Annotated in this window: 18 protein-coding genes; 8 read left to right on the top strand and 10 right to left on the bottom strand. The window is 42.5% G+C overall.

What is annotated here, in order from left to right; genetic code table 11:
- Nucleotide 1 precedes the first annotated feature (1 nt).
- From rplJ to CRJ00_RS05470, 5 genes are all read left to right on the top strand, one after another.
- Nucleotides 2-520, top strand: a complete 519-nt coding sequence (gene rplJ / locus CRJ00_RS05490) for a 50S ribosomal protein L10 (RefSeq protein ID WP_099365877.1) — start codon at nucleotides 2-4, stop codon at nucleotides 518-520.
- A gap of 80 nt (nucleotides 521-600) precedes the next feature.
- Nucleotides 601-978: a 50S ribosomal protein L7/L12 gene (gene rplL / locus CRJ00_RS05485; RefSeq protein ID WP_099365876.1), complete on the top strand. Its 378-nt coding sequence runs from the start codon at nucleotides 601-603 to the stop codon at nucleotides 976-978.
- Nucleotides 979-1,154: 176 nt separating this feature from the next.
- Nucleotides 1,155-4,949 carry a DNA-directed RNA polymerase subunit beta gene (gene rpoB, locus CRJ00_RS05480; protein WP_367575541.1) on the top strand — a complete coding sequence of 1,265 codons (3,795 nt, stop codon included), beginning with the start codon at nucleotides 1,155-1,157 and terminating at the stop codon, nucleotides 4,947-4,949.
- Nucleotides 4,950-5,024: 75 nt separating this feature from the next.
- The gene (rpoC, locus tag CRJ00_RS05475) at nucleotides 5,025-9,302 is read left to right on the top strand and encodes a DNA-directed RNA polymerase subunit beta' (protein ID WP_099365874.1); all 4,278 of its coding nucleotides are present in this window, start codon (nucleotides 5,025-5,027) and stop codon (nucleotides 9,300-9,302) included.
- A 159-nt stretch (nucleotides 9,303-9,461) separates the two neighbouring features.
- Nucleotides 9,462-10,139, top strand: coding sequence for an MgtC/SapB family protein (locus tag CRJ00_RS05470; protein WP_257213696.1), 678 nt, complete (start codon nucleotides 9,462-9,464; stop codon nucleotides 10,137-10,139).
- Nucleotides 10,140-10,180: 41 nt separating this feature from the next.
- Here CRJ00_RS05470 and CRJ00_RS05465 read toward each other — a convergent pair whose 3' ends face one another.
- Both CRJ00_RS05465 and CRJ00_RS05460 read right to left on the bottom strand, forming a co-directional pair.
- The gene (locus CRJ00_RS05465) at nucleotides 10,181-10,828 is read right to left on the bottom strand and encodes a bifunctional 4-hydroxy-2-oxoglutarate aldolase/2-dehydro-3-deoxy-phosphogluconate aldolase (RefSeq protein ID WP_257213695.1); all 648 of its coding nucleotides are present in this window, start codon (nucleotides 10,826-10,828) and stop codon (nucleotides 10,181-10,183) included.
- 1 nt (nucleotide 10,829) lies between these two features.
- A complete protein-coding gene (locus CRJ00_RS05460) occupies nucleotides 10,830-11,819 on the bottom strand; it encodes a sugar kinase (RefSeq protein ID WP_099365873.1) in 990 nt (329 codons plus the stop codon).
- Nucleotides 11,820-11,896: 77 nt separating this feature from the next.
- On the opposite strand from CRJ00_RS05460, the gene CRJ00_RS05455 reads away from it, so the two are divergent.
- Together CRJ00_RS05455 and uxuA are read left to right on the top strand one after the other, a co-directional pair.
- Nucleotides 11,897-12,718 (top strand): SDR family oxidoreductase, encoded by an 822-nt coding sequence (locus CRJ00_RS05455; RefSeq protein ID WP_099365872.1) that lies wholly within the window; start codon nucleotides 11,897-11,899, stop codon nucleotides 12,716-12,718.
- Nucleotides 12,719-12,724: 6 nt separating this feature from the next.
- Nucleotides 12,725-13,897 carry a mannonate dehydratase gene (gene uxuA, locus CRJ00_RS05450; protein ID WP_099365871.1) on the top strand — a complete coding sequence of 391 codons (1,173 nt, stop codon included), beginning with the start codon at nucleotides 12,725-12,727 and terminating at the stop codon, nucleotides 13,895-13,897.
- Between the two features lie 151 nt (nucleotides 13,898-14,048).
- Here the strand turns inward: uxuA and CRJ00_RS05445 are convergent, their stop codons facing one another.
- From CRJ00_RS05445 to CRJ00_RS05415, 7 genes are read right to left on the bottom strand one after another with little or no spacing between them, the layout of a single operon-like run.
- Nucleotides 14,049-15,206, bottom strand: a complete 1,158-nt coding sequence (locus CRJ00_RS05445) for a sialidase family protein (protein WP_099365870.1) — start codon at nucleotides 15,204-15,206, stop codon at nucleotides 14,049-14,051.
- Nucleotides 15,207-15,225: 19 nt separating this feature from the next.
- Nucleotides 15,226-17,166, bottom strand: coding sequence for a family 20 glycosylhydrolase (locus CRJ00_RS05440; protein WP_099365869.1), 1,941 nt, complete (start codon nucleotides 17,164-17,166; stop codon nucleotides 15,226-15,228).
- 11 nt (nucleotides 17,167-17,177) lie between these two features.
- Nucleotides 17,178-18,374: an AGE family epimerase/isomerase gene (locus tag CRJ00_RS05435; RefSeq protein WP_099365868.1), complete on the bottom strand. Its 1,197-nt coding sequence runs from the start codon at nucleotides 18,372-18,374 to the stop codon at nucleotides 17,178-17,180.
- Nucleotides 18,375-18,378: 4 nt separating this feature from the next.
- The gene (locus CRJ00_RS05430) at nucleotides 18,379-20,445 is read right to left on the bottom strand and encodes a GDSL-type esterase/lipase family protein (RefSeq protein ID WP_099365867.1); all 2,067 of its coding nucleotides are present in this window, start codon (nucleotides 20,443-20,445) and stop codon (nucleotides 18,379-18,381) included.
- Nucleotides 20,429-21,655 carry an MFS transporter gene (locus tag CRJ00_RS05425; protein ID WP_099365866.1) on the bottom strand — a complete coding sequence of 409 codons (1,227 nt, stop codon included), beginning with the start codon at nucleotides 21,653-21,655 and terminating at the stop codon, nucleotides 20,429-20,431. Before CRJ00_RS05425 ends, CRJ00_RS05430 begins: the two co-directional genes overlap by 17 nt.
- A gap of 12 nt (nucleotides 21,656-21,667) precedes the next feature.
- Nucleotides 21,668-22,765 (bottom strand): hypothetical protein, encoded by a 1,098-nt coding sequence (locus CRJ00_RS05420; RefSeq protein WP_144038107.1) that lies wholly within the window; start codon nucleotides 22,763-22,765, stop codon nucleotides 21,668-21,670.
- Between the two features lie 23 nt (nucleotides 22,766-22,788).
- Entirely contained in the window at nucleotides 22,789-23,712 is a 924-nt protein-coding gene (locus tag CRJ00_RS05415; protein ID WP_099365864.1) for a dihydrodipicolinate synthase family protein, read from the bottom strand.
- A 253-nt stretch (nucleotides 23,713-23,965) separates the two neighbouring features.
- On the opposite strand from CRJ00_RS05415, the gene CRJ00_RS05410 reads away from it, so the two are divergent.
- Complete coding sequence (locus tag CRJ00_RS05410) at nucleotides 23,966-24,676, top strand: FadR/GntR family transcriptional regulator (RefSeq protein ID WP_245153183.1); 711 nt, start codon at nucleotides 23,966-23,968, stop codon at nucleotides 24,674-24,676.
- A 355-nt stretch (nucleotides 24,677-25,031) separates the two neighbouring features.
- Here the strand turns inward: CRJ00_RS05410 and CRJ00_RS05405 are convergent, their stop codons facing one another.
- Nucleotides 25,032-25,580, bottom strand: coding sequence for a DUF4136 domain-containing protein (locus tag CRJ00_RS05405; RefSeq protein ID WP_099365863.1), 549 nt, complete (start codon nucleotides 25,578-25,580; stop codon nucleotides 25,032-25,034).
- Between the last annotated feature and the right edge of the window lie 31 nt (nucleotides 25,581-25,611).

The following is a 25,611-nucleotide window of genomic DNA, read 5'->3' as shown; positions in this document are numbered from 1 at the left end:
CATGAGAAAAGAACTTAAACATGAAATTGTTCAAGCCTTGGCTGAGCAGATTAAATCTTACGGTAATTTCTACATTACGGATACGGCAGATTTAACTGTTGAGAAGGTGAATGGCATTCGTCGCAAATGTTTCGAGCAAGGTATCGAGATTCAAGTGGTAAAAAACACCTTGATCAAGAAAGCCTTATTAGAAGCAGGTGTTGATTCAGAAGAGATCTTTGGCGTATTAAAAGGAGCATCTACAATGATGTTTGCCGAAACCGGCAACGCTCCTGCGAAATTGATCAAACAATTACGTAAAGAAGGTGACAAGCCTGTATTGAAAGCAGCATATATTCAAGAGACTGCTTTCGTAGGCGACAACCAACTTGATGCATTAGTGAACCTTAAATCTAAAGAGGAACTTATCGCAGACGTTATTGCTTTACTTCAATCACCAGCGAAAAATGTTATTTCTGCTCTTCAATCAGGCGGCAATACAATTTCCGGCTTAGTAAAAGCTTTAGAAGAAAGAGGTTAACGAGACCTACTCACAAAAACTCGTTGCATTTTAATTAACAATTATTTTTTAAAAAAGTACATTCAAAAAATCAAAATAAAATGGCAGATTTAAAACAACTTGCTGAACAGTTAGTGAACTTAACAGTAAAAGAAGTTAAAGAATTAGCTGATATCTTAAAAGACGAATACGGTATTGAGCCTGCTGCTGCTGCTGTAGCTGTTGCTGCTGCTCCTGCTGGAGACGGCGCTGCTGCTGCTGAAGAGAAAACTTCATTTGACGTTATCTTGAAAGAAGCTGGTGGTCAGAAATTAGCTGTAGTTAAATTAGTTAAAGATTTAGCTGGTTTAGGTTTGAAAGAAGCAAAAGACTTAGTTGACGGTGCACCTAAAGAATTAAAAGCTGGTGTTTCTAAAGACGAAGCTGAAGCTTTGAAAAAACAACTAGAAGAAGCTGGAGCTGTAGTTGAGATTAAGTAATCTCGCATAAAGCACCAAAAAATTAGACTCTGATAGTGAAATCTATCAGAGTCTATTCCTGTTTATAATAAATGATATGAATCTGCGCTTTCGCTGAGGCCAGATTGGAAGACAACATCAGCTATGTTAGCTCAGTTTTTTTAAACTAAATTCTTATTCCCTTGGCAAACAATAATATGCAACAAGAAAGAGTAAATTTTGCGACCAGTAAGAAGGTAATTGATTATCCGGATTTCTTGGACGTACAATTGGAGTCTTTCAAGGAGTTTTTTCAATTAGAGACTACTTCCGACGATCGCCATCAGGAAGGGCTTTACAAGGTTTTCGCCGAAAACTTCCCTATTTCTGATTCAAGAAACATCTTTGTGCTAGAGTTTTTGGATTATTTCATTGATCCACCGCGCTATGATATCCAAGAGTGTATCGAACGTGGTTTGACGTATAGCGTACCTTTGAAGGCAAAATTGAAGTTATCTTGTAATGATGAAGAACACGAAGATTTTGAAACCATTGTACAAGATGTATATTTAGGAACTATCCCTTACATGACTCCAAAAGGTACCTTTGTGATCAATGGTGCCGAGCGTGTAATCGTTTCTCAATTGCACCGTTCTCCTGGTGTGTTCTTTGGTCAAAGTAGACACACAAATGGTACTAAACTTTATTCTGCTAGGGTAATTCCTTTTAAAGGGTCTTGGATCGAATTCGCAACAGACGTGAACAACGTGATGTATGCTTACATCGATCGTAAGAAAAAATTCCCAGTTACTACCTTATTACGTGCTATTGGTTTCGATTCTGATAAGGATATCTTAGAATTATTCGACCTTGCAGACGAAGTAAAGGTTAGTAAAACGGGTCTGAAGAAATACGTTGGTCGTCGTTTAGCGGCTAGGGTATTGAACAAATGGACAGAGGATTTCGTAGATGAGGATACCGGTGAAGTGGTATCTATCGACCGTAACGAAATCATCCTTGAACGTGAAACAGTTTTAGAAGAGGACCACATTGATTTGATCATCGATGCAGGGGTAAAATCTATTATCCTGACCAAAGAAGACGAATCCAACAATGCGGACTATTCGATTATATATAATACTTTACAGAAGGATACTTCGAACTCAGAGAAAGAGGCTGTGGAGCACATCTACCGTCAATTACGTAACGCTGAACCACCTGATGAGGAAACTGCTCGTGGTATCATCGATCGTTTGTTCTTCTCTGATAAACGTTATGATTTAGGGGATGTAGGTAGATACCGCATCAACCGTAAATTGAACTTAGGAACGGATTCAGATACCAAAGTATTGACACGCGAGGATATTATCGCGATCGTTAAATACTTGATCAACCTGATCAACTCCAAAGCTGAGGTGGATGATATTGACCACTTATCAAACCGTCGCGTACGTACGGTAGGTGAGCAATTATACGCGCAGTTCGGTGTGGGTCTTGCTCGTATGGCGCGTACAATCCGCGAACGTATGAACATCCGTGACAACGAAGTGTTCACACCTACTGATTTGATCAATGCACGTACATTATCATCAGTAATCAATTCATTCTTCGGAACAAACCAGTTATCTCAGTTCATGGACCAAACGAATCCATTGGCGGAGATTACACATAAGCGTCGTTTATCAGCGTTAGGTCCAGGTGGTCTTTCTCGTGAGCGCGCAGGTTTCGAGGTTCGTGACGTTCACTACACGCACTACGGCCGTCTTTGTACGATCGAAACGCCTGAGGGTCCGAACATCGGTTTGATCTCTTCACTATCTGTACACGCGAAGATCAACAACCTAGGATTTATCGAAACACCATACCGTAAAGTTGAAGACGGTAAGGTAGTGGTTGATCAGCCAGTTGTTTACTTGTCGGCAGAAGATGAAGATGATAAAACAATCGCACAAGCAAACGCATTGTACGATGATAAAGGTAATTTCTTGGATGCGAAAGTAAAAGCAAGATATGAGGGTGACTTCCCGATTATCGAGCCTGAGAAATTAGACTATATGGACGTTGCGCCTAACCAGATCACCTCTATTGCGGCTTCATTGATTCCTTTCTTGGAGCATGATGATGCCAACCGTGCATTGATGGGATCGAACATGCAGCGCCAGGCCGTGCCTTTATTACGTCCTCAAGCACCGGTTGTAGGAACAGGATTGGAAGCTCGCGTAGCGAAAGATTCCCGTACCTTGATCAATGCTGAAGGAAACGGTGTAGTAGAATATGTAGATGCACAGGAAATCCACATCCGCTACAACCGTAATGAAAACGAGAAATTGGTTTCATTCGATGAGGATGTTAAGGTTTATAAATTAACAAAATTCAAGAAAACCAACCAGAATACTTGTATCAACTTGAAACCGATCGTCATCAAAGGACAAGAGGTATCTAAAGGTCAGGTATTGTGTGAGGGATATGCAACAGAAGACGGTGAATTAGCATTGGGCCGTAACCTAAAAGTAGCGTTCATGCCTTGGCAAGGATACAACTTTGAGGATGCGATCGTAATCTCTGAGCGCGTTGTTTCTCAGGATTTGTTCACTTCATTGCACATTGAGGAATTCGAACTGGAAGTTCGTGATACCAAACGTGGTGAAGAGGAATTAACAGCTGATATCCCGAACGTATCTGAAGAAGCTACGAAAGACTTAGACGAAAACGGTATTATCCGTATCGGTGCGGAAGTTGGCGAAGGCGATATCTTGATCGGTAAGATCACTCCAAAAGGAGAATCTGATCCTTCACCAGAAGAGAAATTATTACGTGCCATCTTTGGTGACAAAGCCGGCGATGTGAAGGATGCTTCCTTGAAGACTCCTCCATCCATCAAAGGGGTTGTTATCGACACGAAATTGTTCTCCCGTGCGAAGAAAATGTCTAAAGAAGTAGAGCGTAAAGCTTTAGAGAAATTAGAAGTTGCACACGATAAAAACATCAGAGCATTAAAAGACCGTTTAGTGGATAAATTGTTCACTATTGTAAATGGTAAGACCTCTCAAGGGATCTACAGTGTTTACAAAGAGCTTTTGGTTGCTAAAGGTGCTAAATTCACCCAAAAGATCCTTCAGGATTTGGATTACAACAATGTAAACCCAACTGGATGGACTACGGATGATGATAAAAACGAAATGATCAAGTATGCATTACATAACTACGGCATTAAAGTTAATGAGGAGTTAGGTGCATTCAAACGTGAGAAATTCGCTATCTCTGTGGGTGATGAGCTTCCATCAGGAATTGTTCAAATGGCTAAAGTTTATGTGGCTAAGAAACGTAAGCTTAAAGTAGGGGATAAGATGGCTGGTCGTCACGGTAACAAAGGTATCGTTGCACGTATCGTTCGTGATGAGGATATGCCATTCTTGGAAGATGGAACACCGGTAGATATCGTATTGAATCCACTAGGGGTACCATCTCGTATGAACCTTGGACAGATCTATGAAACTGTTTTAGGATGGGCAGGACAGAAATTAGGGGTTAAGTTTGCTACGCCGATCTTCGATGGTGCTGAAATGGACCAGGTAGAAGAATGGGTAGAGAAAGCAGGATTACCGAAATCAGGTCGTACCTATTTGTACAACGGTTTAACTGGAGAGCGTTTTGACCAACCTACAACAGTGGGTGTAATCTACATGTTGAAATTAGGACACATGGTAGATGACAAAATGCACGCACGTTCAATCGGTCCATACTCGTTGATTACTCAACAACCATTAGGTGGTAAGGCACAGTTCGGTGGTCAGCGTTTTGGTGAGATGGAGGTTTGGGCATTAGAGGCATTCGGTGCATCGAACATCCTTCAAGAGATCTTAACGGTGAAATCAGATGATGTTGTGGGTCGTGCGAAAACTTACGAAGCGATCGTTAAAGGTAATAACCTTCCAACACCATCGGTACCAGAATCGTTCAACGTATTGGTACATGAGCTTCGCGGTCTAGGTTTAGATATCACATTGGATTAATCAAGCAAAATTGAGCTTAAGAAGGGGTCAAATCCTTCTTAAGCTTTCACATACAGCTTTAACTTTTTACTAAGTATGTCTTACAAAAAAGATAATAAAATCAAAAGTAACTTTACATCGATCACGATCAGCTTGGCATCTCCAGAGACTATTTTGGAGCGTTCAAGTGGTGAGGTTACTAAACCAGAAACCATCAACTATCGTACTTACAAACCAGAGCGCGACGGATTATTCTGTGAGCGTATTTTTGGCCCTGTAAAAGATTACGAATGTCACTGTGGTAAATACAAACGTATCCGTTATAAAGGTATCGTTTGTGACCGTTGTGGGGTGGAGGTTACAGAGAAGAAAGTACGTCGTGAGCGTATGGGACACATCAACTTGGTGGTTCCTGTAGCGCATATCTGGTACTTCCGTTCTTTGCCAAACAAAATCGGTTATTTATTAGGTCTTCCTACCAAGAAATTGGATATGATCATCTACTACGAAAGATATGTGGTTATTCAAGCAGGTATCAAAGAAGATGATGGTATCTCCTACATGGATTTCTTGACAGAAGAGGAATATTTGGATATTTTGGATACCCTTCCAAAAGAAAACCAATACCTTGACGATACAGATCCTCAGAAATTCGTAGCGAAAATGGGTGCTGAGGCGCTAGAAGATTTATTGAAACGTCTAGACCTTGACCAATTATCATACGATCTTCGTCACCAAGCAGCTAACGAAACTTCTCAACAACGTAAGAACGAGGCTTTAAAACGCCTTCACGTAGTAGAAGCTTTCCGCGGTGCCAATGATCACATCGAGAACCGTCCGGAATGGATGATCGTGAAGATCGTTCCGATCATTCCACCAGAATTGCGTCCTCTTGTGCCTTTGGATGGTGGTCGTTTCGCGACTTCGGATTTGAACGACTTATACCGTCGTGTGATTATCCGTAACAACCGTTTGAAACGTTTGATCGAGATCAAAGCTCCAGAAGTAATCTTACGTAACGAGAAACGTATGCTTCAAGAAGCCGTTGACTCTTTATTCGATAACTCGCGTAAAGTAAATGCGGTGAAAACTGAAGGTAACCGTGCGTTGAAGTCATTATCCGATATCCTTAAAGGTAAGCAAGGACGTTTCCGTCAGAACTTACTGGGTAAACGTGTTGACTACTCGGCTCGTTCGGTAATTGTGGTAGGTCCTCACTTGAAATTACACGAGTGTGGTCTTCCAAAAGATATGGCAGCAGAACTTTACAAACCATTCATCATCCGTAAGATGATCGAAAGAGGAATTGTGAAGACCGTAAAATCTGCTAAGAAAATCGTTGATCGTAAAGATCCGGTAGTATGGGATATCTTAGAGAATGTTCTAAAAGGACATCCTGTATTATTAAACCGTGCTCCTACGCTTCACCGTTTGGGTATTCAGGCTTTCCAACCTACTTTGGTAGAAGGTAAAGCGATCCAATTGCACCCATTAGTGTGTACAGCGTTCAACGCCGATTTCGACGGTGACCAGATGGCAGTTCACTTACCTTTAGGTAATGCTGCAATTTTGGAAGCCCAAATCTTGATGTTGGCAGCACACAACATTCTTAACCCGGCAAACGGTTCTCCTGTTACAGTGCCATCTCAAGACATGGTATTGGGTCTTTATTACATTACCAAAGGCCGTAAAACAGATGATAGCCGTAAGATGAAAGGGGAGGGAAGTACCTTCTATTCTGCTGAAGAAGTAATCATTGCTTTGAACGAAGGACAGTTGGATCTTCACTCATTCATCAAGGTTAAGACACAAATCAAAACCAAAGAAGGTGAATTCAAACAAGCAATCATTGAAACTACGGTAGGTCGTGTGATCTTTAACCAGATCGTTCCGGAAGAAGTAGGTTATATCAATGAATTGTTGACCAAGAAATCTTTGCGTAATGTTATCGGTGAGATCGTTAAGAACACCGGTATGGCTCGCGCAGCGAAATTCTTGGATGATATGAAAGAGCTAGGATTCCAAACAGCATTTAAAGGAGGATTGTCCTTCAACTTGCAAGATTTGAACATCCCGGCTGCAAAAGCTGATTTGATCGCTCAAGCTACCAACGAAGTAGAAGAAGTAATGAACAACTATAACATGGGTTTCATTACCAACAACGAGCGTTACAACCAAATCATCGATATCTGGACACGTATCAATAACCGATTGACTGCACACGTAATGGATATCCTTTCGAACGATAACCAAGGTTTCAACTCTGTTTACATGATGTTGGATTCTGGAGCTCGTGGTTCTAAGGAGCAGATTCGTCAGTTATGTGGTATGCGTGGGTTGATGGCGAAACCTCAGAAGTCTGGTACTTCAGGTGGTGAGATTATCGAGAACCCGATTTTATCGAACTTTAAAGAAGGATTATCCGTATTAGAGTACTTTATCTCTACCCACGGTGCGCGTAAAGGTCTTGCGGATACGGCGTTGAAAACGGCGGATGCGGGTTACTTAACTCGTCGTTTACATGACGTAGCTCAAGATATGATTGTTGTTGAACAAGATTGTAACGGTTTACGTGGTATCTATACAACAGCATTGAAAGACAACGATGATATCGTTGAACCACTTTACGACCGTATCTTAGGACGTACGCCATTGAATGATGTGGTACATCCGGAGACAGAGGAAGTAATCGTAGCGGCAAACGAAGATATCACGGAAGAGATTGCGGAAGCAATTGAAAACGCTGGTATCGAAGGTGTGGAGATTCGTTCGGTATTGACCTGTGAGTCTAAACGCGGAGTTTGTGCTTGTTGTTACGGACGTAACTTAGCATCTGGTAAGCGTGTTCAATTGGGTGAGGCTGTCGGTGTAATCGCAGCACAATCCATTGGTGAGCCAGGTACGCAGTTAACACTTCGTACGTTCCACGTCGGTGGTACGGCATCCAACATTGCGGCAGAGTCTTCGATCATCGCGAAATACGATGGTAAAATCGAATTCGAAAATGTTCGTACGGTGGAGAAAGAAGGCGAAGATGGTCCATACCAAGTCGTATTAGGTCGTTCTGGTGAGATCAAAGTAGTAAATGACGAGAAAAAAGTTCTTTACCAACAGATCATCCCTTACGGTTCGAACTTATTCGTTAAAGAAGGAGAGAAAGTAGAAAAAGGAGCTAAGTTAGTTGACTGGGATCCATATAATGCGGTAATTATCTCCGAATTTGCGGGTAAGGTAGAATTTGATGCGATCATCGAAGGTATTACTTTCCGTGAAGAGTCTGATGAGCAGACTGGCCACAAAGAGAAAGTGATCATCGAAACGCGTGATAAGACGAAAAACCCTACCATTAAGGTATTGGATAATAAAGGCGAAATCATCCGTTCATATAACATTCCAGTAGGAGCTCACGTTTCTGTATCTGATGGTCAGAAAGTGAAAGAAGGTGCGGTATTGGTTAAGATCCCTCGTTCTACAGGTAAGACCCGAGATATTACGGGTGGTCTTCCTCGTGTAACGGAGTTGTTCGAGGCTCGTAATCCTTCAAACCCTGCGGTTGTAACTGAAATCGATGGTGTTGTATCATTAGGTGGTGTTAAACGTGGTAACCGTGAGATCTCTATCGAGTCTCGTGATGGCCAAGTGAAGAAGTACTTAGTACCTCTTTCTAAACACATCTTGGTACAGGATAATGACTTTATCAAAGCTGGTATGCCATTGTCAGACGGTCAGATCTCTCCTTCAGATATCTTATCGATAAAAGGCCCTTCAGCAGTACAAGAATATATCGTAAATGGTATCCAAGAGGTTTACCGCCTTCAAGGGGTAAAAATCAACGATAAACACTTCGAAACCATCGTTCACCAAATGATGCAGAAAGTGAATATCGAGGATCCAGGAGATACACGTTTCTTAGAAAAAGAAGCGGTGAACAAATGGGATTTCATGGAAGAGAACGATTCATTATACGACAAGAAAGTTGTTGTTGATGCGGGCGATTCCAAAACATTACGTCCAGGACAGATCGTGGCTATGCGTAAGCTTCGTGAGGAAAACTCCAGCTTGAAACGTCAAGACATGAAATTGGTAGAGGTTCGTGATGCTATCCCAGCGACTTCAAGTCCATTGTTGCAAGGTATTACCCGTGCTTCATTAGGTACGAAATCGTTCATCTCTGCAGCTTCCTTCCAGGAAACTACCAAAGTATTGAACGAAGCAGCAATCGCAGGTAAACGTGATAACCTATTAGGATTGAAAGAAAACGTAATTGTTGGTCACTTGATCCCTTCAGGTACAGGTTTACGTCAGTACAGCAATATCATTGTTGGTTCTCGTGAAGAATACGATCAATTATTAGCTTCTAAAGAAGAAGATTAATCGTTGATAGGTAGCGATGTTGGACTGAGGACCGGCAGAGCAAACATATACAAATGGTCTGGATTCGAAAGGATCCAGGCCATTTTGTTTTTATAAAAAATAGAAATTTGGATAAAATTCCAACTAATTGTTACATAATTTGTTTATTTGCTTTAAGCTATGTTTGAAATGGACCTGAATATCATCATCAATCAATTTGTATGGGAATGGAACGACTTGCTGAAAGCATGTCTTTCCCTTGTTGCCGGCTTTGTGCTAGGTTTTGAACGGGAATGGAAAGACAAATCCGCCGGTTTTAAGACCATTTCTATCATCTGTTTGGGGAGTACGCTATTTTCTTTGTTATCCTATAAATTGGGTGCAGGGGATTCCGAAGATGCTACCCGAATAGCCTCTTACGTGGTTTCTGGGATTGGTTTCTTGGGTGCAGGTGTAATCTTCAAGGATGGTGTTAATGTGAATGGATTGACCACAGCAAGTATCATTTGGATGTCGGCAGCCATTGGAATGGCAATTGGCTTTGGGGTATTCCTAACAGCGGCAATCTTCTTGTTCGCTTGTTTTATTATTATTGGTTCCGGAAAATTCATCAATAAACATATCATTAAGAGTGTGGGAAGGCAGGTAACCATTACCCTAGACCGTGAAGACCTGGATGCGAAAGATGAACTCATCAAGGAACTTAAACCCTTAACCAAACAGCTCAAGGTGAAAAAAGTCACCATGACCGAGGATGAACTTACTGTAATTTTGGAGGTATTGATCAACAAGGAAAATATCCGAAAATTCGAAAGGACCATTTTGGCCAATAGAAAGCTCATTGAGATCAGTATATAAGCTAAAATCGGCTGTAGCTTATTTGCGGGGTTGATGCTCAGCTATTTTTTGACCCAACTTAAAAGATTCCTACAATTTTGACTGATTGCCTGATAATCAAATCCTGTTTGGTTTTTCACAAATAATTTTGAACCCAATCCAACTGCCGATACGCCGGCTTCAAACCAGTTCTGGATATTGCTCTGCGTGACATCCACACCTCCAGTAGGCATAAACTTAACAGTAGGGAACAAAGGTTTGATGCTTTTTAGAAAGCCTGTACCTAAGGTTTCTCCCGGAAACAATTTGATGAATCCACATCCTGCATGCATGGCCGCTGCGATCTCAGATGGTGTCATACATCCAGGAATCCATAGTATACCTTTTTCTTTAGCCAGTTTAGCTAGCTCCTGCGTGAAAATAGGACTCACTAGAAATTCTGTTCCCAATTTGATGAATTTTTTAGCGGCTTCGGTATCCAGAATGGTTCCGATGCCTAATTTTAGATCAGGGAAATGTTCCACTTTATAAGCCATTAAAGCCTTGAAATTCTCCGTAGCAGCAGCTCCGCGGTTTACAAATTCAAAAACACGGATTCCACCTTCATAGCAGGCTTTTAATACATTTATACAGATTTCCACCTCATCATGGTAAAAAACCGGGATGACCGGATAAGCTGCTATGGTATCTAAGATTTGATTTTTCATCATGTTAAAATTTACCGTTTCCAAAATCACCTTCCACAAATAATTTCTGATAACCAGCGCCTGTGGCAGTATCTATGACTTTCTGGGCATCCCATTGATGGGAAAGCGCATGTATCAATCCCGCCATGAACGCATCCCCACTTCCAATTCGATCAATCACTTCTTCGGTTTCATAGACTTCGGAAATCACATCTTCCGTTTCGGTATGCAAGGTTCCATAAAAGAGGTTATGCGTAGGCCGATCCATAAACCTGAACGTGTTTGCAATGTATTTGACCTTTGGAAACACTCTCCGTATCTCTTGGGCATTCTGCTTAGCAAATTCGAAATAGGTTTCCTTACTACTGTTTCTATTTAGCTGTTCATCAATAGCAGTTCCTAGCATTTTATTGGATGCCCAGATGTTGCCCATAATGACATCACAATATTTGACCAAAGCTGGCATAATCGCTATTGGGGCTTTACCATATTGCCAGAGCTTACTCCGGTAATTGAGATCCACCGAAATCTGAATCCCTTTCTCGGAAGCTTTCCTTAGGAGAACTTCCATCAGGTCTGCCATATCCTGATTCAAAGCAGGTGTTAATGCCGACCAATGCAACCAAGAAACATCCTCCAATAAACTGTCGAAAGGGAAATCTTCCTTGCTCAATTGGCTAAAACTGGAATATTTACGGTCGTAAATCACTTCTCCCGAACTCAGTCCATTTGCTGAAAGTAAGATATAGCTTCCCAATCGATCCCCAGACCAAATAATCTTATTGGTTCCAACAGCTAGCCCATTCAATTTCTGAACGATTTCTTGGCTCAAACTGTTTTGTGGGAAAGCACTTACATATTCCACTTTATTTCCCATTTGGGCCAGTGAGGCTGCTACATTGGCTTCAGCTCCACCAGGGTAAATACGCAAGAGATTGTTGGGGCTGTCAAAAAAATGACTCCCAAGACTTTGTTGACGAATCAGGATTTCTCCAAAGGAAAGTATTGTGTTCATTGGTTGAATTGATTGGCAAGTTAATTCTTTTTCTTGAGGATTTTCACTATTATTGGGTTAAAATCTAACCACATACTATGGGAATCCTAGAGAAGTTCTCTTTAAGAAACAAGAAAATTATTATTACAGGCGGTACAGGCATTTTAGGGAAGGCCTTTGTACATGCATTAGCAGAAGCTGGCGCATCAATTTGTATCCTCGGTAGAAGCCAAGAGAAAATTGATGAACGAATTAAAGAGGCACAGGCGCTAGGCGCAGAAGCCATTGGAATTATTGCTGATGTGATGGATGAGCAGGCTGTTCAGGCAGCGAAATCAGAAATCCTAGCGCAATGGGGTACCATTGATGGCTTGATCAATGCGGTTGGGGGTAATATCCCGGGTGCAACGATTGGCGACCAACAATCTATTTTTGATAATAAAATCCAAGACACCATTAAGGCCATCGAATTGAATCTTTACGGAACCATTATTCCAAGCATGGTGTTCGGTGAGATCATTGCTTCCAAGGGAAAAGGTTCCATCATTAATATATCTTCGCTAGCCGCGAGCAGACCCTTAACCAGGGTGCTGGGCTATACGGTTGCGAAGCATGGAATAGATGGATTTACCAAATGGATGGCTACGGAACTGGCCCTTCGTTATGGCGATCAGGTGCGTGTCAATGCGATCGCTCCGGGCGTATTCTTAACAGAGCAGAATCGGAACCTTTTGACCAACCCAGATGGTAGCTATACCGATCGGGCACAGAAGTTTATTAACGGAACACCTTATAGGCGATTGGGCGATCCTTCTGAGCTGGAGGGGACTTTGGTTTACCTATTAAGCGATGCTTCGGCCTTCGTAACGGGCGAAACAATATTTGTAGATGGTGGTTTTGATGCTTGGTGTGGCGTATAAAAAAAGATGAACAAGAAATTTTTAGAACAAACCTGGAGATGGTATGGTCCCAATGACCCCGTTTCCTTGAACGATGTAAAACAAGCTGGTGCAACGGGAATTGTAACAGCACTACATCATATCCCACATGGCGATGTTTGGCCGGTGGAAGATATTTTAGCACGTAAGAAACTGATTGAGGATGCTGGCTTGAGATGGTCGGTCGTGGAATCTGTTCCGGTACATGAGGCGATCAAGACCAATGCTGAGGATGCCGGTATTTATCTGGAGAACTATAGGCAATCCTTAAAGAACTTGGCTGATTGTGGCATTTATACCGTTTGCTATAATTTCATGCCGGTATTGGATTGGACTAGAACTCAATTGGACCTGGAAATGAAGGATGGATCCAAAGCTTTGTATTTTGATTGGATAGATCTGGCCATTTTTGATATCCATATCCTGAAAAGGGAAGGAGCATTGGATGATTATTCTCAGGAGATACAGGAACAAGCAGCAGATCGGTTGGGGGAGATGAGTAAAGAGGATTTGCTGAACCTTCAGCATAATGTGTTGATGGGAATTCCTGGTGAAGGGGATATTTCCTTGGAATCCTTGAGCAATAGCATCGAGACCTATGGGAGTATAGGCAGGGATGGATTGAGAAAGAATCTATTGTTGTTTTTGGAGGGGATAGAGGAGGTTTGTGAGGCTAATGGTATTAAGATGACCATTCATCCGGATGATCCGCCATATAGTATTTTAGGGCTTCCTAGGGTGGTAAGTAACGAGGAAGATCTGTTGTATTTGATCAATGGTCAGGAAAAGGAATTTAATGGGATTTGTTTTTGTACGGGTTCTTTGGGTGCAGGGCCGGCGAATGATCTTCCGAGGATCTTTGACCAGGTTAAGCATCGGGTGAATTTTGTGCATTTGAGGAATGTGAAGAAGGATGCATTGGGAAGTTTTTATGAGGCAGATCATTTGGATGGGGATGTGGATATGTATTTGATCATGAAGGCGCTGGTGGAAGAGAATCAGAAACGGGAAATGGCGATGCCTTTTCGTCCGGATCATGGTCATCAGATGTTGGATGATTTGGAAAAGGTGACTAATCCGGGGTATTCGGCGATTGGTAGGTTGAGAGGCCTTGCGGAATTAAGGGGATTGGAATTGGGGGTGATAAGGGCAGAAGGGTAATGTTTTTTTAACCGTCATTGCGAGGAGGTACGACGAAGCAATCTTTAAACTATTCGAAAGATTGCTTCGTTCCTCGCAATGACGGGTGGATTGCTTCTTTCCTCGCAATGACGGGTAAAGATTGCTTCGTTCCTCGCAATGACGAGCCCCCTTACTTCAATTTCTCCGTTAAGAAAACAATCTCTTTATAATTATCCTTTTCATACACAATACCCATCAGTTTCGGTTTGATCAACACAATATCCGAATACGCAGAATACGATCCTTTATACCCAGCCGGGCTTTTCGCAATCACTTTATTAAAATACCAGGTTTTTCCCTTATCCTTCGACAACCTCAACGTCAAATTATCCCTGTTATTCTGATCCGCAGCATTAATATGCGCCAAGATAAAACCCTTCCCCTTCTTCCAAGAAAGCACAGCTCCCTGGTTGATCGGATCAGGCAGATTCGGATCTGGTGCTGAAGAAACCCAAGATTCACCCCCATCATGAGAAATAGAAATAATCCGTTGCTTCGGTTGGATCTGTTGATTTCTCGAACTCATATACACCTCATTATCCCCGATCTGTGCTGCCAAAGACTCATTAGATCCCTTAAAAGGCACATTATCACTCAACTGAAAAGTCTTTCCGTGATCATCGGAATAAAATGCATGTGCATTCCAATCCTTTCCGGCAGGGGCAGGGTCGCCAGCACTATGATTAGCTGCCACATAGATCCTTCCTTTCTTCGGTCCGGAAACAAATTGAAAAGCATGGCCAGGCGTATTCGCATATGTTCTCCAATCTTCTGAGAAATTATAAGAAGGGTTCAACTGCGGTTGCTTCGGACGATGCGTCTGCGTGGTAATATTTACCGGTTCCGACCAGGTCTTCGCACCATCCACCGAAGTAATGTACCATACCTCACGAAGTCCTTTTCCTTTTCTCACCTCGCCCTCATGGTTATTACCAGTATTATAGAACAAAAATATTCTTCCTTTAGGATATTGCGGATCCGTTAGGTCCACTACTGGCGCCATATTACCCGCCTGCAACTTATCATAATCAGCAGCAATCGCCAATTTCCCCCAAGTTTTCCCATTGTCCTCACTGATCTTATACACAATATCCACATTTCCATAATCTCCAGCATGGTCAACTCGTCCTTCCGCAAAGGCTATCAGGTCACCGTTTTTGTTTTTGATCAAAGCCGGGATGCGGTAACTGGCATAGCCATCTTCTCCAGAACGGAAAACAACGGTTTCCTGGGCCTGTGTGCCCGAAATAAAGCAAGCAGCAAGTAAGGATAAAAGTAATTTTTTCATATATGATGTTTTTGTTGGTTTACGGTATCGGTGTAAAGGTATACATCCATTTCACTGGATTCTGCCAATCTTTCCCTGCAAATTTACCCACAGGAACCTTGATTAGCACCTCATTCCAGCCTTTTTTTAATTTTATTTTTGTTGGCATCCGGAAAGAATACCCTTCATCGATCAATGGAACTTCCAAGCTACCCTTTCGGCCTGGAAAAAGCCAAGAAGGAGCAGGGATAGCCGAGCCATTTACAAAAACCCGGCTCGAAAGGTCATCCCAAGTCCCTTCCTTAGGTGTATCGCTAGCATAGGATCGGGAAAGGTTTCCAAATCCGATCCAAAAGGAACGAACTTCCTCCTTGTCACTCCATATTTTTGTCCTTGCATACCAGGTGCTGTTCGGTTTTGGATCATCAAGCGCGCCTTTGACAACATCCGCCCACCAGTGCCTTAAGATCACCGTGGCACCAACCTGTGTTTTGGCTACTTTCAAATGATCCGCAAAAGGAGCTTGCTCAATATCAAAACGCTTTTGAAGATCGCCTCCATTGTCAAAAGGACCAATCAGTTCCCATTTTAGCTTCGTCTGCTGCACATAGGGAAAAGGCATCCCTTCAAAAAATCGTTCCTTATGCTGCAATAATCTCGTCTCAAATTCCGAAAACGCCTCGAACGATGCCGTTCCTTCCTGCGGTAAATTAGCCTTCCATTCCGTTTCTCCATTGCCCCGCCAAGCCCTTTCTGCAAAGGTTAACAATCCTGGGTAGATAGCACTCTGTAGGAACATATCTTCCGGATGGGCTACCGCCCGATCTGGCCAGGAACATAATATAGCACCTTTCAACTGTTCACTTTCCTGCTTTTGCTCGGCAAACTGCCGGAAGAAAAGGGTGGTTACAGTTTCCAAGGGGTCCATATGGTTGATGTAGAGGTGCTTGGAATCGATGAACTCAAACTGGCTAGCCTGATCGATGGCTTTAGGACCACCCATCCACAACTGCCGAACAGTTCTTGCCTGCAGGTTACTTCCAGGATCCCAACCATAGGTTTTAAATCCCAAATCTTCCACAAATCGCGTGATTTCAGGCATGAAATTCTTATTGCTGATTTTGACCTCATCGCCCCCAATGTGCAGATGCGTTAAGGAAGGATAGGTTTCCTTAAACTCCTTTAATAGGGATTTGATATAGTACATCCCCGAATCCGACTGCATATTATGCCCAAAGTACCTTTCGAAGGCAGCACTATGGCCTGGCATATCGATTTCGGGCAAGAAAAGAATATGCCTTTTTTTACAATAATCGATCAGTTCCTTAAATTCCTTTTCGGTATAATACTTTCCAGGCCAACGGGTCATATTTTTGCTGGCCGTTAAGCCCGGATATTTTTTGCTCTCCAATCGCCAAGCGATGTCCTCCGTGAAATGAAAATGCAGCACATTCAATTTATACTTCGCCATCACATCGATCTGCTCCTTGAGCATAGCCATGGGCTGATAATTTCGGCCTACATCCAGTAAAAATCCCCGAAAGGAAAAAGCGGGAATATCCCTTATTTTGACATAAGGGAGCTTTTTGTTCTCCAGTAACAATTGCTCCAATGTTTTAAGGGCATAGAATAAGCCAGTCTCCTGCTCAGCTCCAATCGTAATCCCCTTCGCATTGATCTCTAAATTATAACCTTCGTTTCCTAATTCGGTCTTGGTCAATAATTGTAAAGTAAAAAGAGGCTTTCTTCTCCCTTCTTCAAAATCCTTTATATTATTCTGTTCAAAAAACTGTTTAACAAGGCCCATCTCATTCTTGAAAAAAAGATAATTTGGAATAAAAATCCCTTTATCCAAATTCAGTGTACCTTTCTTCCAGCTCAGCTCTTGAGGAAGGGGGATGAGTGCCTGTTGGGCAAATAAGCTCGTAGGAATACGCAGCAACAAGACCAATAAAAGAAAATAAGTAAATTTTAGTTTCATTATTCCAACGATTAAGAGTTTATGGATTTATCGGCCAAGAATTGCTGTATGATCTGAGAACAATACCATTCTTGCCTTGGTAGATGGAATGGTCCTTTGAACAGATTCCCTTTGGCAGTTTGGGCGATCCGGCCATCCCGATGCAGGTAACCAAACCATTCGCCATTTTCCTTATCATGAAAATAGGCATAGGCATAGTCATGGATCTGTTTATGCATTTCGGCATATTTCTTTTCATTGGTCATCAGAAAGGCCAGAAGGCAAGCGATGATCGCCTCGTTCTGAGGCCACCAGAATTTCATGTCCTGCCAATATTCCTGAACTGGTTTATCATAAACATCCCGGTAATACAATATTCCGCCATGTTCTTTATCCCAACCTCTTTCCCACATATAATCCAACATTCTACAACCTAAATCGATCATCGCTGGATCGTTATTTCTATATCGGGCTTCGTGCAGGATAAACCAGGCCCCTTCAATCGCATGTCCCGGATTCAAGGTCCTACCATCGATGTGGTCAATGATACTTCCATCCGGTGCCACTTGTTCCATCACACAACGGATATCATCCTTCACAAAATTGCTTTCGATTTCTTTTATCCAATTGGCAATTGCCACATCACAACGGGGATCTCCGATGCTTTCCCGCAATTGTTGTGCGGTGTTGATCATGATCATCGGTATGCCAATACCCTTGGATGGTCTCGTATCCTCAAACTTCGGATCCATTTTAAGGCTTCCATCTGCATATTGCATACAAGTACCAAAGATTTTCCGCGCCAATTCCGCAGCCTCTTCATCGCCCGATGCTTTCGCATAAGCAGCGAAGGCGATCACCGCAAAGGTCTCCGAGAAAAAATAGCGACGCATCCGGATCGGGTTGCCAGCTCTATCCACGTGGAAATACATTTTTCCTTCCGCGTTGAAACATTTTTCCTTCAGGAAGGCGTATCCCAGTTGGGCACCTTTCAACCACTCTTCTTTCTGCTCCACTGTATTGTACAGGGTTGCCAATAGCCAGCATGCCCGGCCTTGAATCCATACCGCCTTATCTGTATCGATCAAACTGCCATCCGCATCACGCATCAGCAGGTATCCTCCAAATTCCTCATCAAAAGACCTTGGAAACCAAAAAGGGACCGTATCGTTCAACAATTGGTTCTTATAAAAATCGGCAAGTTCGGCAAGTTCCTGGGTCGTATACATGGTGTTATTTTATAGCTATAGAAAAGGTCGATGCGGGAGTACCCATCTCATTCTGCAGATTTGCCCTGGTAAAAGGCTCATAGGCATATAGTATTCGGGTCGGTTTCTCCGCGGTGGTTATGATAATGTTGTTTTTTTCGATTTGAACGGCTTCAAGATCCACTATTTTTCCATAGATATCCATGATCTGGAAGCCTTTTAAGGGCTGATTTCCTTTCGTGGAAAGGCTTTTGCAGTTATTGAATTTAAGCACATACCGGTTGCTTCCTTTTAGCTCATAGCTTACGGCATAAGGAGCATCAGCGTTTATTGGCTTCTTGAATTCATGTTGTTGGACCAGGGCCGATAGCCTCAAACCCACTGGAACCTTATCCCTTGGATGTACATCCGTCGAGTCGCCAAGATCCGAGGAAACGGCCATATGTACGTTTGGCAGCTTTTGGCTTAATAGGAGTTGACTCTCCCGAAATCTTGGCCAAGATGGACGGTTCAGGCTGGAAAGCTGAACGACATAAAAGGGAACATGCTGCTGCAGTTCCTCCCGCCATGATTGAACCAATGTTCCGAAAAGATGTTCATGTAATTCCAGGTTATGGGCATTACTTTCCCCTTGATACCATAGAATAGCCTTAAACTGTACATCCTTCCATAAAGCCATACCAGCCTCATAATTGTAGGCAGGTTCATACGGGTGTCTTTGGTTTTTGAGCGTGGAGTTCTTTAAGTTTACGGATGCTCTCTCCCGACAAAAATCCTGGATGAAATCAGCAGTTTTCCAAGAATGTATATAAGAGGCTAACAGGTCATCATCCTCCAGAGCTTTCCTCGGAATCCAGGATTCCGTATTCGATCCACCCACAGCCAATTCAATTATCCCTACTGGTACCCCTGATTTCAATTGTATATCCTGGGCAAAAGAAAGGGCGACGGCCGAGAAATCAGCGGCATGTTCTTTTGTCGGCTTTTCCCATGTACCATTAAAGTAGGCTAAGTCGTTTACTTGTTGCAGGATTTCCGCAGTCCAAGCCTGGTTATTGGTCTCTGCAATCGCTTTATGCTTGAATAACCTGATGTTAGGATTGTTGCTGGTCTTTTCGATCCACTCTTTCGATTGCAGGGCATGTTTTAAAGGAAAGGCCATGTTGGATTGGCCCGAAGCTAAATATACATCCCCAAACAATATATCTTCTAAAGTTAGGTTTTCCCCTTGTGCATGAATGACGATATCCGTTGGGCCTGAGGTTGGAGTGGGCGGAAGATCTACTTTCCAATTTCCCAAATAATCTGCTTGTGTTTGGTAGGTTCTACCTTTAAGTTGCACACTGATTTCCGAGAAAGCATTCGATTTTCCTTTTAACACATTCTTCCTATCTCGTTGCAACACCATATGGGAACCAAAAGGATGCTCCACCGAAAGTTCTTGTTCCTTCGGAACCAAATGTCCATGCACTTGTTTGGCGATCATTGCTGCACCTGCTTCCGAGGGATGGAGGAAATCGTTGAACAGATCGATCCGACTGGCAAGGGATTGATGATTATCGATCAATGGGATATCATGCTGCTTGGCAATAGCTACGATCTCTTTTTGAATCTGATCATACCAATCCCGAGTCCCCGATAAAAAACGAGGATGACCACTGAAAATCGGCGTCATCTTACAGATATAGAATTCCACGGCGGGATTGTTCTGCCAGAAAAGTGATAATAGTTGATGATAATCTTTTCTGAATTCCATCTGATAATTAGGCCAATTCCGCGGATCGGTATCATTTAATCCAAGCGCGATAACCACGATATCAGGCTGGAACTCCAACGCTGCTTTTAATTCTTCAGATTTTAAATAGGGGTTATGCCCATGCTGGAGCAATGTAGCCCCATTTCTCCCAAAATTTTCAACGATATAATCTTCACCCAATAAGGACTGAAGTTGGTCTGGATAGGATTTTCCCTTGGCCAATCCATAGCCTTTGGTAACCGAATCACCGATACAGGCCACCTTCTTTTTTTGTTGGGCAAGAAGGAGTTGAATGGAAAAGAGGAATATAAGAATGGAACTAAGATACGGCTTCATGTGACTTTGGTCTTAAAACGGCTAATTGAATGATCAGCACCAAGAGCACGATACCTGCCAAAAGGGCAAAATCACTTCCCAAACGGCCTTCATCGGCAGATGCACCTAAGATCTTTGTAATGTATGCACCAGCAAAAACACCGACCATATTCATGATCCCATAAGCGGTTGCTCTGTATTTGGAAGATACAAACTGGCAAAGGATCGGCATATTATTGGCGTCGAACATGCCAAATCCAAACCCGAACATCAAACCTGCTGCGACGATTGCATAGACATTGTCGCCAAATCCCATCAGGATCACGGCAGGGATGGTCAAGGCCAAGCCAATGGCACTGGTATAGATCCTTCCTTTAATGTTTTTCTGTATCCAACGGTCGGATAATATTCCCCCCAGGATGACCCCAAAGAAGGAGGATAGCGCAATGGTAATGGTGGCCAATGGGCCAGCTTGTTCCATCGGGATATGCAGGTTTTCAGAGAAAAGGGTTGGCAGCCAATTCTTCGTTGCCCATCCCGGCAGACTGGGGATGGCAAAATATAATAGGATGACCCAAAACGCAATATTGGAAAATAGCACCGATAAGCCTTTCCATACAGGTACTTTTTCCTTTACTAGGGTGTTGGTTTCGCTGCGGTGCGGAGCCTCTTGAAGGAAGAAGATCAATATAAAGGAATATATAATCCCGATCAGTCCGAAGAGGATAAAGGTATAATGCCAGGAATAGGAGGCAGCGACGGTGGCACCAAATCCCCCTAAGGCCTGTCCAAAATAAAACCCGGTCATGTGTATACCTATGGCCAGTGATCTGGTCTTGTCGGAATGGTAATCGGCGATTAAAGATAAACCTGCAGGGATGTATAGGGCTTCACTAACGCCCATAATAGCCCGTAGGGCATATAATTGTTCGTAGGTATCTGCATAGCCCATAGCCATGGTTACGGCCGACCATACAAACAGACTCCCCACGATCAACCATTTTCTGTTCCATTTGTCGGCTACAATACCCGCTACCGGGCTCATAAATCCATAGATCCATAAAAAGATAGCCATGAGGTTGCCAAATACGGCGGCACTCTCCAATTCAGAAATATCCAGGGCCATCGCTGGTCGCATGGTCGATAGAATTTGCCTATCCATGTAGTTCAGAAGAGCCACAAACCATAATAATCCGACAATCACCCAAGGATATTTTCTGCTATTTTTCATGGTAGTAAAAAATTATTTTAATTGCCCCAATAAGATCTGATCTGTTCTTACGCCGGCTTTGATCTCCCCCGAAGGAATAATCAATAAATCTTGATGTAATAGGGCAGTTGTCGTTACTGTTCCTGCTGATGGTAATGCTGCTAATGTTTTCCAGGTCAAATCACTTAGGTTTAACGCCAATGCCTGGCGTTCAAAACCAGGATGGTTCACCAAGATATTGTTTTTGGCGGTAATAAGGCTATCCTTTTTAGAAGGATCGCTATTTAAGTTGATGTTGGCGATGGCCTGTTCTACCTGATGGAAAGTACGGGCATCATCTCCTGAAAACAATAGGAGATGGTTTTTATATAATACACCGGTTCCTGCAGCCATCGGCTTTGCTAATCTACTGATTGCTTTTATTTCCTTGCTGCCTATATTCACTTCAAGGACCTGATCGTAGATATCGCTCTTGGCATTCACATTCTTCTTTCTACCCCCAACGATATATATCTTTTCTTTTCCGTCGGCCAACACTACAGCATTGGAAATCGGGTAGGGCAGGGTCAGGAATTCTTGCCAGCCCTTATTATCTTGATCGATTTGATAGCAATATATCTTATTGGAAACCAATTCGGCATTTTCCCCACCAACGAAATAAAGTTTGTCCGAAAGATGCACAAGCCCAGCGTTGGTCAACGCTAAGGGCAACTCGGATAGTTCTTCCGTTTTCAGCTCCTTATTTTCCGAGATCGAATAGGCTTGGAAGTTCTTGATAGCTCCAGTAGAGTCTTCTCCACCAGCTCTATAAAGCTTATCATCCATAACCACATTGGCCGCGTAGGCAATTTCCCTATCCAAAGCAATTTCTTCTTTGAACTGCAATTCCTTTCCTACGATATCATAGAGGTAAATGGAGTTGTGATAATTCTTTTTACCACCCTCCCAAGGCATTCCGTCAGGAAAATTTGCGCCTCCAGCAATAAGTAACTTATCCTGTAGTATGCCGGTAACAGGACCTGCAAGACCCAGATGCGCCTTTTCTTCCTGCATAGGCAGGTTTGCCGAAGGTAGCCATTGTACTGCTAAGGATGTGTTTTTCGGTTCACATCCCGTTAATAGTATGGTCATGATCATAAACCCGATGTTTCGCATCAACGAATTGATTTAAAATGTTCAAAACCGAGGTCAGCCACATCTGCTTGGAATAAGGCAAACTGCTCCTCTGTCATATTGGCAATAGGTAAGCGGAATGTTCCACAATCCAAACCTATTAATTTCATATAGGCCTTTCCGGTTGCAATACCTCCATATTTGCCCAATAACCGGATCATATCGATCGATTTTTGCTGAAGGGCATTGGCGTTCTGGAAATCAGAATTTTCATAGGCTTCCATAAGGTCCAAGTAAAGCGGGGCGGCGTAATTATACGTACTGCCCACTGCACCTTTAGATCCAAGGATTAGGGAAGATAACATGTTTTCATCTCTTCCCCATAACATATCATATTTTCTGTTCTTAAAATTTAAACAGGAAAGGAAATCCATAAAATCTTCATGGGTATATTTTATGCCTTTAAAGGTTGGAATCTGTTCATCGATTTCTTGCAAAAGGTCGATCATGTTGAAGGTTCCACCCGTCAAAACCGGGATATGGTAATAGTAGAATGCAGTCTTTGGCGCAGCAGAAGCAATTTCCTGGCAGCATTTGGCCAATTGTTTTACGTTGGCCGGTTTGAAATAATAGGGGGAGGTAAAGGAAATGGCATCTGCACCTTCCTGTTCCGCTATTCTTGCCAATTCTTGGCATTCTTTCACATTTGTTCCTCCAAGAAACATCATCAACGCAAAATCATCATCGCTTTTGGTTAGGGCAGTCCATGCTTTTAAGGTGGCTACTTTTTCCTGGAAGGTTAGGGATACACCCTCACCCGTAGATCCGCAGATGAATGCTCCTTTAATCTGGTTCTTTTTTAAAGAATCATAGTAAGAAGGGATGAGTTCTAGGTTCAATTCGCCTTGTTCGTCGAATGGGGTAAAAGGGGCAGCAATTAATCCTTCAATTTTTTTATTAAGCATGGGTTCTGAAATTTTCTCAGGGTAAATGTTACGTTTTGTTCTAATTGATTAATATTTGATTACAAACATATTTTTGCCTAAATGGTTCTGGTCTGTAATTTTTATACCTTATACATGTTTAATAATCGAATATATTTTATAAATTAGATTATGTCATACATATAATGATTTCAAATGTAAGACTTAATGTTTTACTTCCAAATTTTTTTTTGATATAATTGTACCTTTTAACATTAACTATTTAAATGCACATATGGAGTATCCGAATGAGAATATGGGGAAAATAGGCACCATAGACACCTCCAGTTTAGTCGACAAAGCAGAGGAACGCATTGTTCAATATATCCAAGAGAACAAGATGGTCATTGGTGATGTATTGCCCAAGGAGTTGGATCTTGCGCTTAATCTAGGGGTAAGTCGGACCGTCATCCGGGAAGCTCTTTTACGCCTGAAGACTATCGGGTTGGTGGAGTCCAAAAAACATAAGGGTGCAGTATTGCGCAATCCGGATGTATTGGGATCATTACGTAAAGTATTCCATCCATCTATTTTGGATGATGCTACCCTGAAGGATATGTTCGAACTTCGATTGGGATTAGAGGTCGGGATGGCCGATTTCATCGTAAAGAATATCACTGATGAGGATATCAAGGAACTAGAAGATATTGCGAACCAGGTAGGGTCGGGTGATACGGCGCAGACCTGGCAGGTGGAAGATGAGATCAGATTCCATAGCAAATTGTATAAGATTTCTAAAAATAGGATCCTGTTGGAGCTACAGGTGATGCTGATGCCGATTTTCAATTATGTTCATGAAAGTGGCCTATTATCGAGTGAGGTGGTGACGGGAGATTTTGTTTCCCATAAGGAATTGGTGGAAGTATTGAAAACGCGCGATGCAGATGCTTACCGGAATGCCATTCGGAAACATTTGAACAACCACTTCAAGAGGATTTTAGGCTAAGTTTGTTTCGTACAGGCTACTTACTGCAAGTGAGGTGTAAGTGATGTGTAAGTGAGTTGTAAGTGACTTTATGCACTTATATCTTGCTTACATCCTGCTTAGAATTTACATACATAGCGAATGAAAATCGAAGCTACTTCGACATTGGAAGGAACAGCGTCATTGCGAGAAACAGCGACATTGCGACATACAGCGTCATTGCGAGGAACGAAGCAATCTTTACACTAATCGAAAGATTGCTTCGTCGTACCTCCTCGCAATGACGAGATAGCCTCCTCGCAATGACGAGAGAATATAAAAAAAGCCAAGCATACCGCTTGGCTTAATTTATATTATATAAAATTCGGACTTTCTACTATTTAATTGGATATTCCTTGAAAATACCTTGAACCACTTCCGGTAATTTATTGATCGCTTTTTCTGGAGCTTTGATCTCTCCCGATCCACGAGCTTGCCATACCACGGAATTTGTTCTTCTATCCACCGCTTCTATGATCAAATGCGAATACCGGTATTTTTCCTTTCCGATAGGATAGGAAGGGCTCATGTAATAGCCCCAAGGACGGTACCATCCCCAGCCGCCCCAGCCACCCATGTGGCCATAGACCATACGGCTCTTGTTATTGACGATGGTCACATAGCGAAATAGGATATCCGGATCGTTCTTGCTGTATTGCATACCACGGGCTGCTAATTCCCGATTCGCTGCAGAAAGGATGTTCTCTCGCGCAATATCATTGTTGAAATAGTTTTTCGACAAGGAATCTACAGGCGGTAACCATCCATATGTTTTATATTGTGAAAAGTCTAATTGCTGCACCCTCGTCATGTTATAATTGTACGAGGCACAGGAAGCCAGGAATAACACGATTCCTGCCATGAAAAAAGTCCTAAGCGTCTTCATAATTCTCATTTTTTTAATTAGACTACATGGG

The organism is Sphingobacterium sp. 1.A.4 (assembly GCF_002734245.1).
Classification (GTDB): domain Bacteria; phylum Bacteroidota; class Bacteroidia; order Sphingobacteriales; family Sphingobacteriaceae; genus Sphingobacterium; species Sphingobacterium tenebrionis.
The sequence above is the reverse complement of the archived record's forward strand: the minus strand, read 5'-3'. Positions and strand labels throughout refer to the sequence as shown.

Excerpts from the sequence above, each read along its gene's own strand:
- rplJ (WP_099365877.1), top strand. The coding sequence starts at position 2 with ATGAGAAAAGAACTTAAACATGAAATTGTTCAAGCCTTGGCTGAGCAG.
- rplL (WP_099365876.1), top strand. The coding sequence starts at position 601 with ATGGCAGATTTAAAACAACTTGCTGAACAGTTAGTGAACTTAACAGTA.
- rpoB (WP_367575541.1), top strand. The coding sequence starts at position 1,155 with ATGCAACAAGAAAGAGTAAATTTTGCGACCAGTAAGAAGGTAATTGAT.
- rpoC (WP_099365874.1), top strand. The coding sequence starts at position 5,025 with ATGTCTTACAAAAAAGATAATAAAATCAAAAGTAACTTTACATCGATC.
- CRJ00_RS05470 (WP_257213696.1), top strand. The coding sequence starts at position 9,462 with ATGTTTGAAATGGACCTGAATATCATCATCAATCAATTTGTATGGGAA.
- CRJ00_RS05465 (WP_257213695.1), bottom strand. The coding sequence starts at position 10,828 with ATGATGAAAAATCAAATCTTAGATACCATAGCAGCTTATCCGGTCATC.
- CRJ00_RS05460 (WP_099365873.1), bottom strand. The coding sequence starts at position 11,819 with ATGAACACAATACTTTCCTTTGGAGAAATCCTGATTCGTCAACAAAGT.
- CRJ00_RS05455 (WP_099365872.1), top strand. The coding sequence starts at position 11,897 with ATGGGAATCCTAGAGAAGTTCTCTTTAAGAAACAAGAAAATTATTATT.
- uxuA (WP_099365871.1), top strand. The coding sequence starts at position 12,725 with ATGAACAAGAAATTTTTAGAACAAACCTGGAGATGGTATGGTCCCAAT.
- CRJ00_RS05445 (WP_099365870.1), bottom strand. The coding sequence starts at position 15,206 with ATGAAAAAATTACTTTTATCCTTACTTGCTGCTTGCTTTATTTCGGGC.
- CRJ00_RS05440 (WP_099365869.1), bottom strand. The coding sequence starts at position 17,166 with ATGAAACTAAAATTTACTTATTTTCTTTTATTGGTCTTGTTGCTGCGT.
- CRJ00_RS05435 (WP_099365868.1), bottom strand. The coding sequence starts at position 18,374 with ATGTATACGACCCAGGAACTTGCCGAACTTGCCGATTTTTATAAGAAC.
- CRJ00_RS05430 (WP_099365867.1), bottom strand. The coding sequence starts at position 20,445 with ATGAAGCCGTATCTTAGTTCCATTCTTATATTCCTCTTTTCCATTCAA.
- CRJ00_RS05425 (WP_099365866.1), bottom strand. The coding sequence starts at position 21,655 with ATGAAAAATAGCAGAAAATATCCTTGGGTGATTGTCGGATTATTATGG.
- CRJ00_RS05420 (WP_144038107.1), bottom strand. The coding sequence starts at position 22,765 with ATGACCATACTATTAACGGGATGTGAACCGAAAAACACATCCTTAGCA.
- CRJ00_RS05415 (WP_099365864.1), bottom strand. The coding sequence starts at position 23,712 with ATGCTTAATAAAAAAATTGAAGGATTAATTGCTGCCCCTTTTACCCCA.
- CRJ00_RS05410 (WP_245153183.1), top strand. The coding sequence starts at position 23,966 with ATGGAGTATCCGAATGAGAATATGGGGAAAATAGGCACCATAGACACC.
- CRJ00_RS05405 (WP_099365863.1), bottom strand. The coding sequence starts at position 25,580 with ATGAAGACGCTTAGGACTTTTTTCATGGCAGGAATCGTGTTATTCCTG.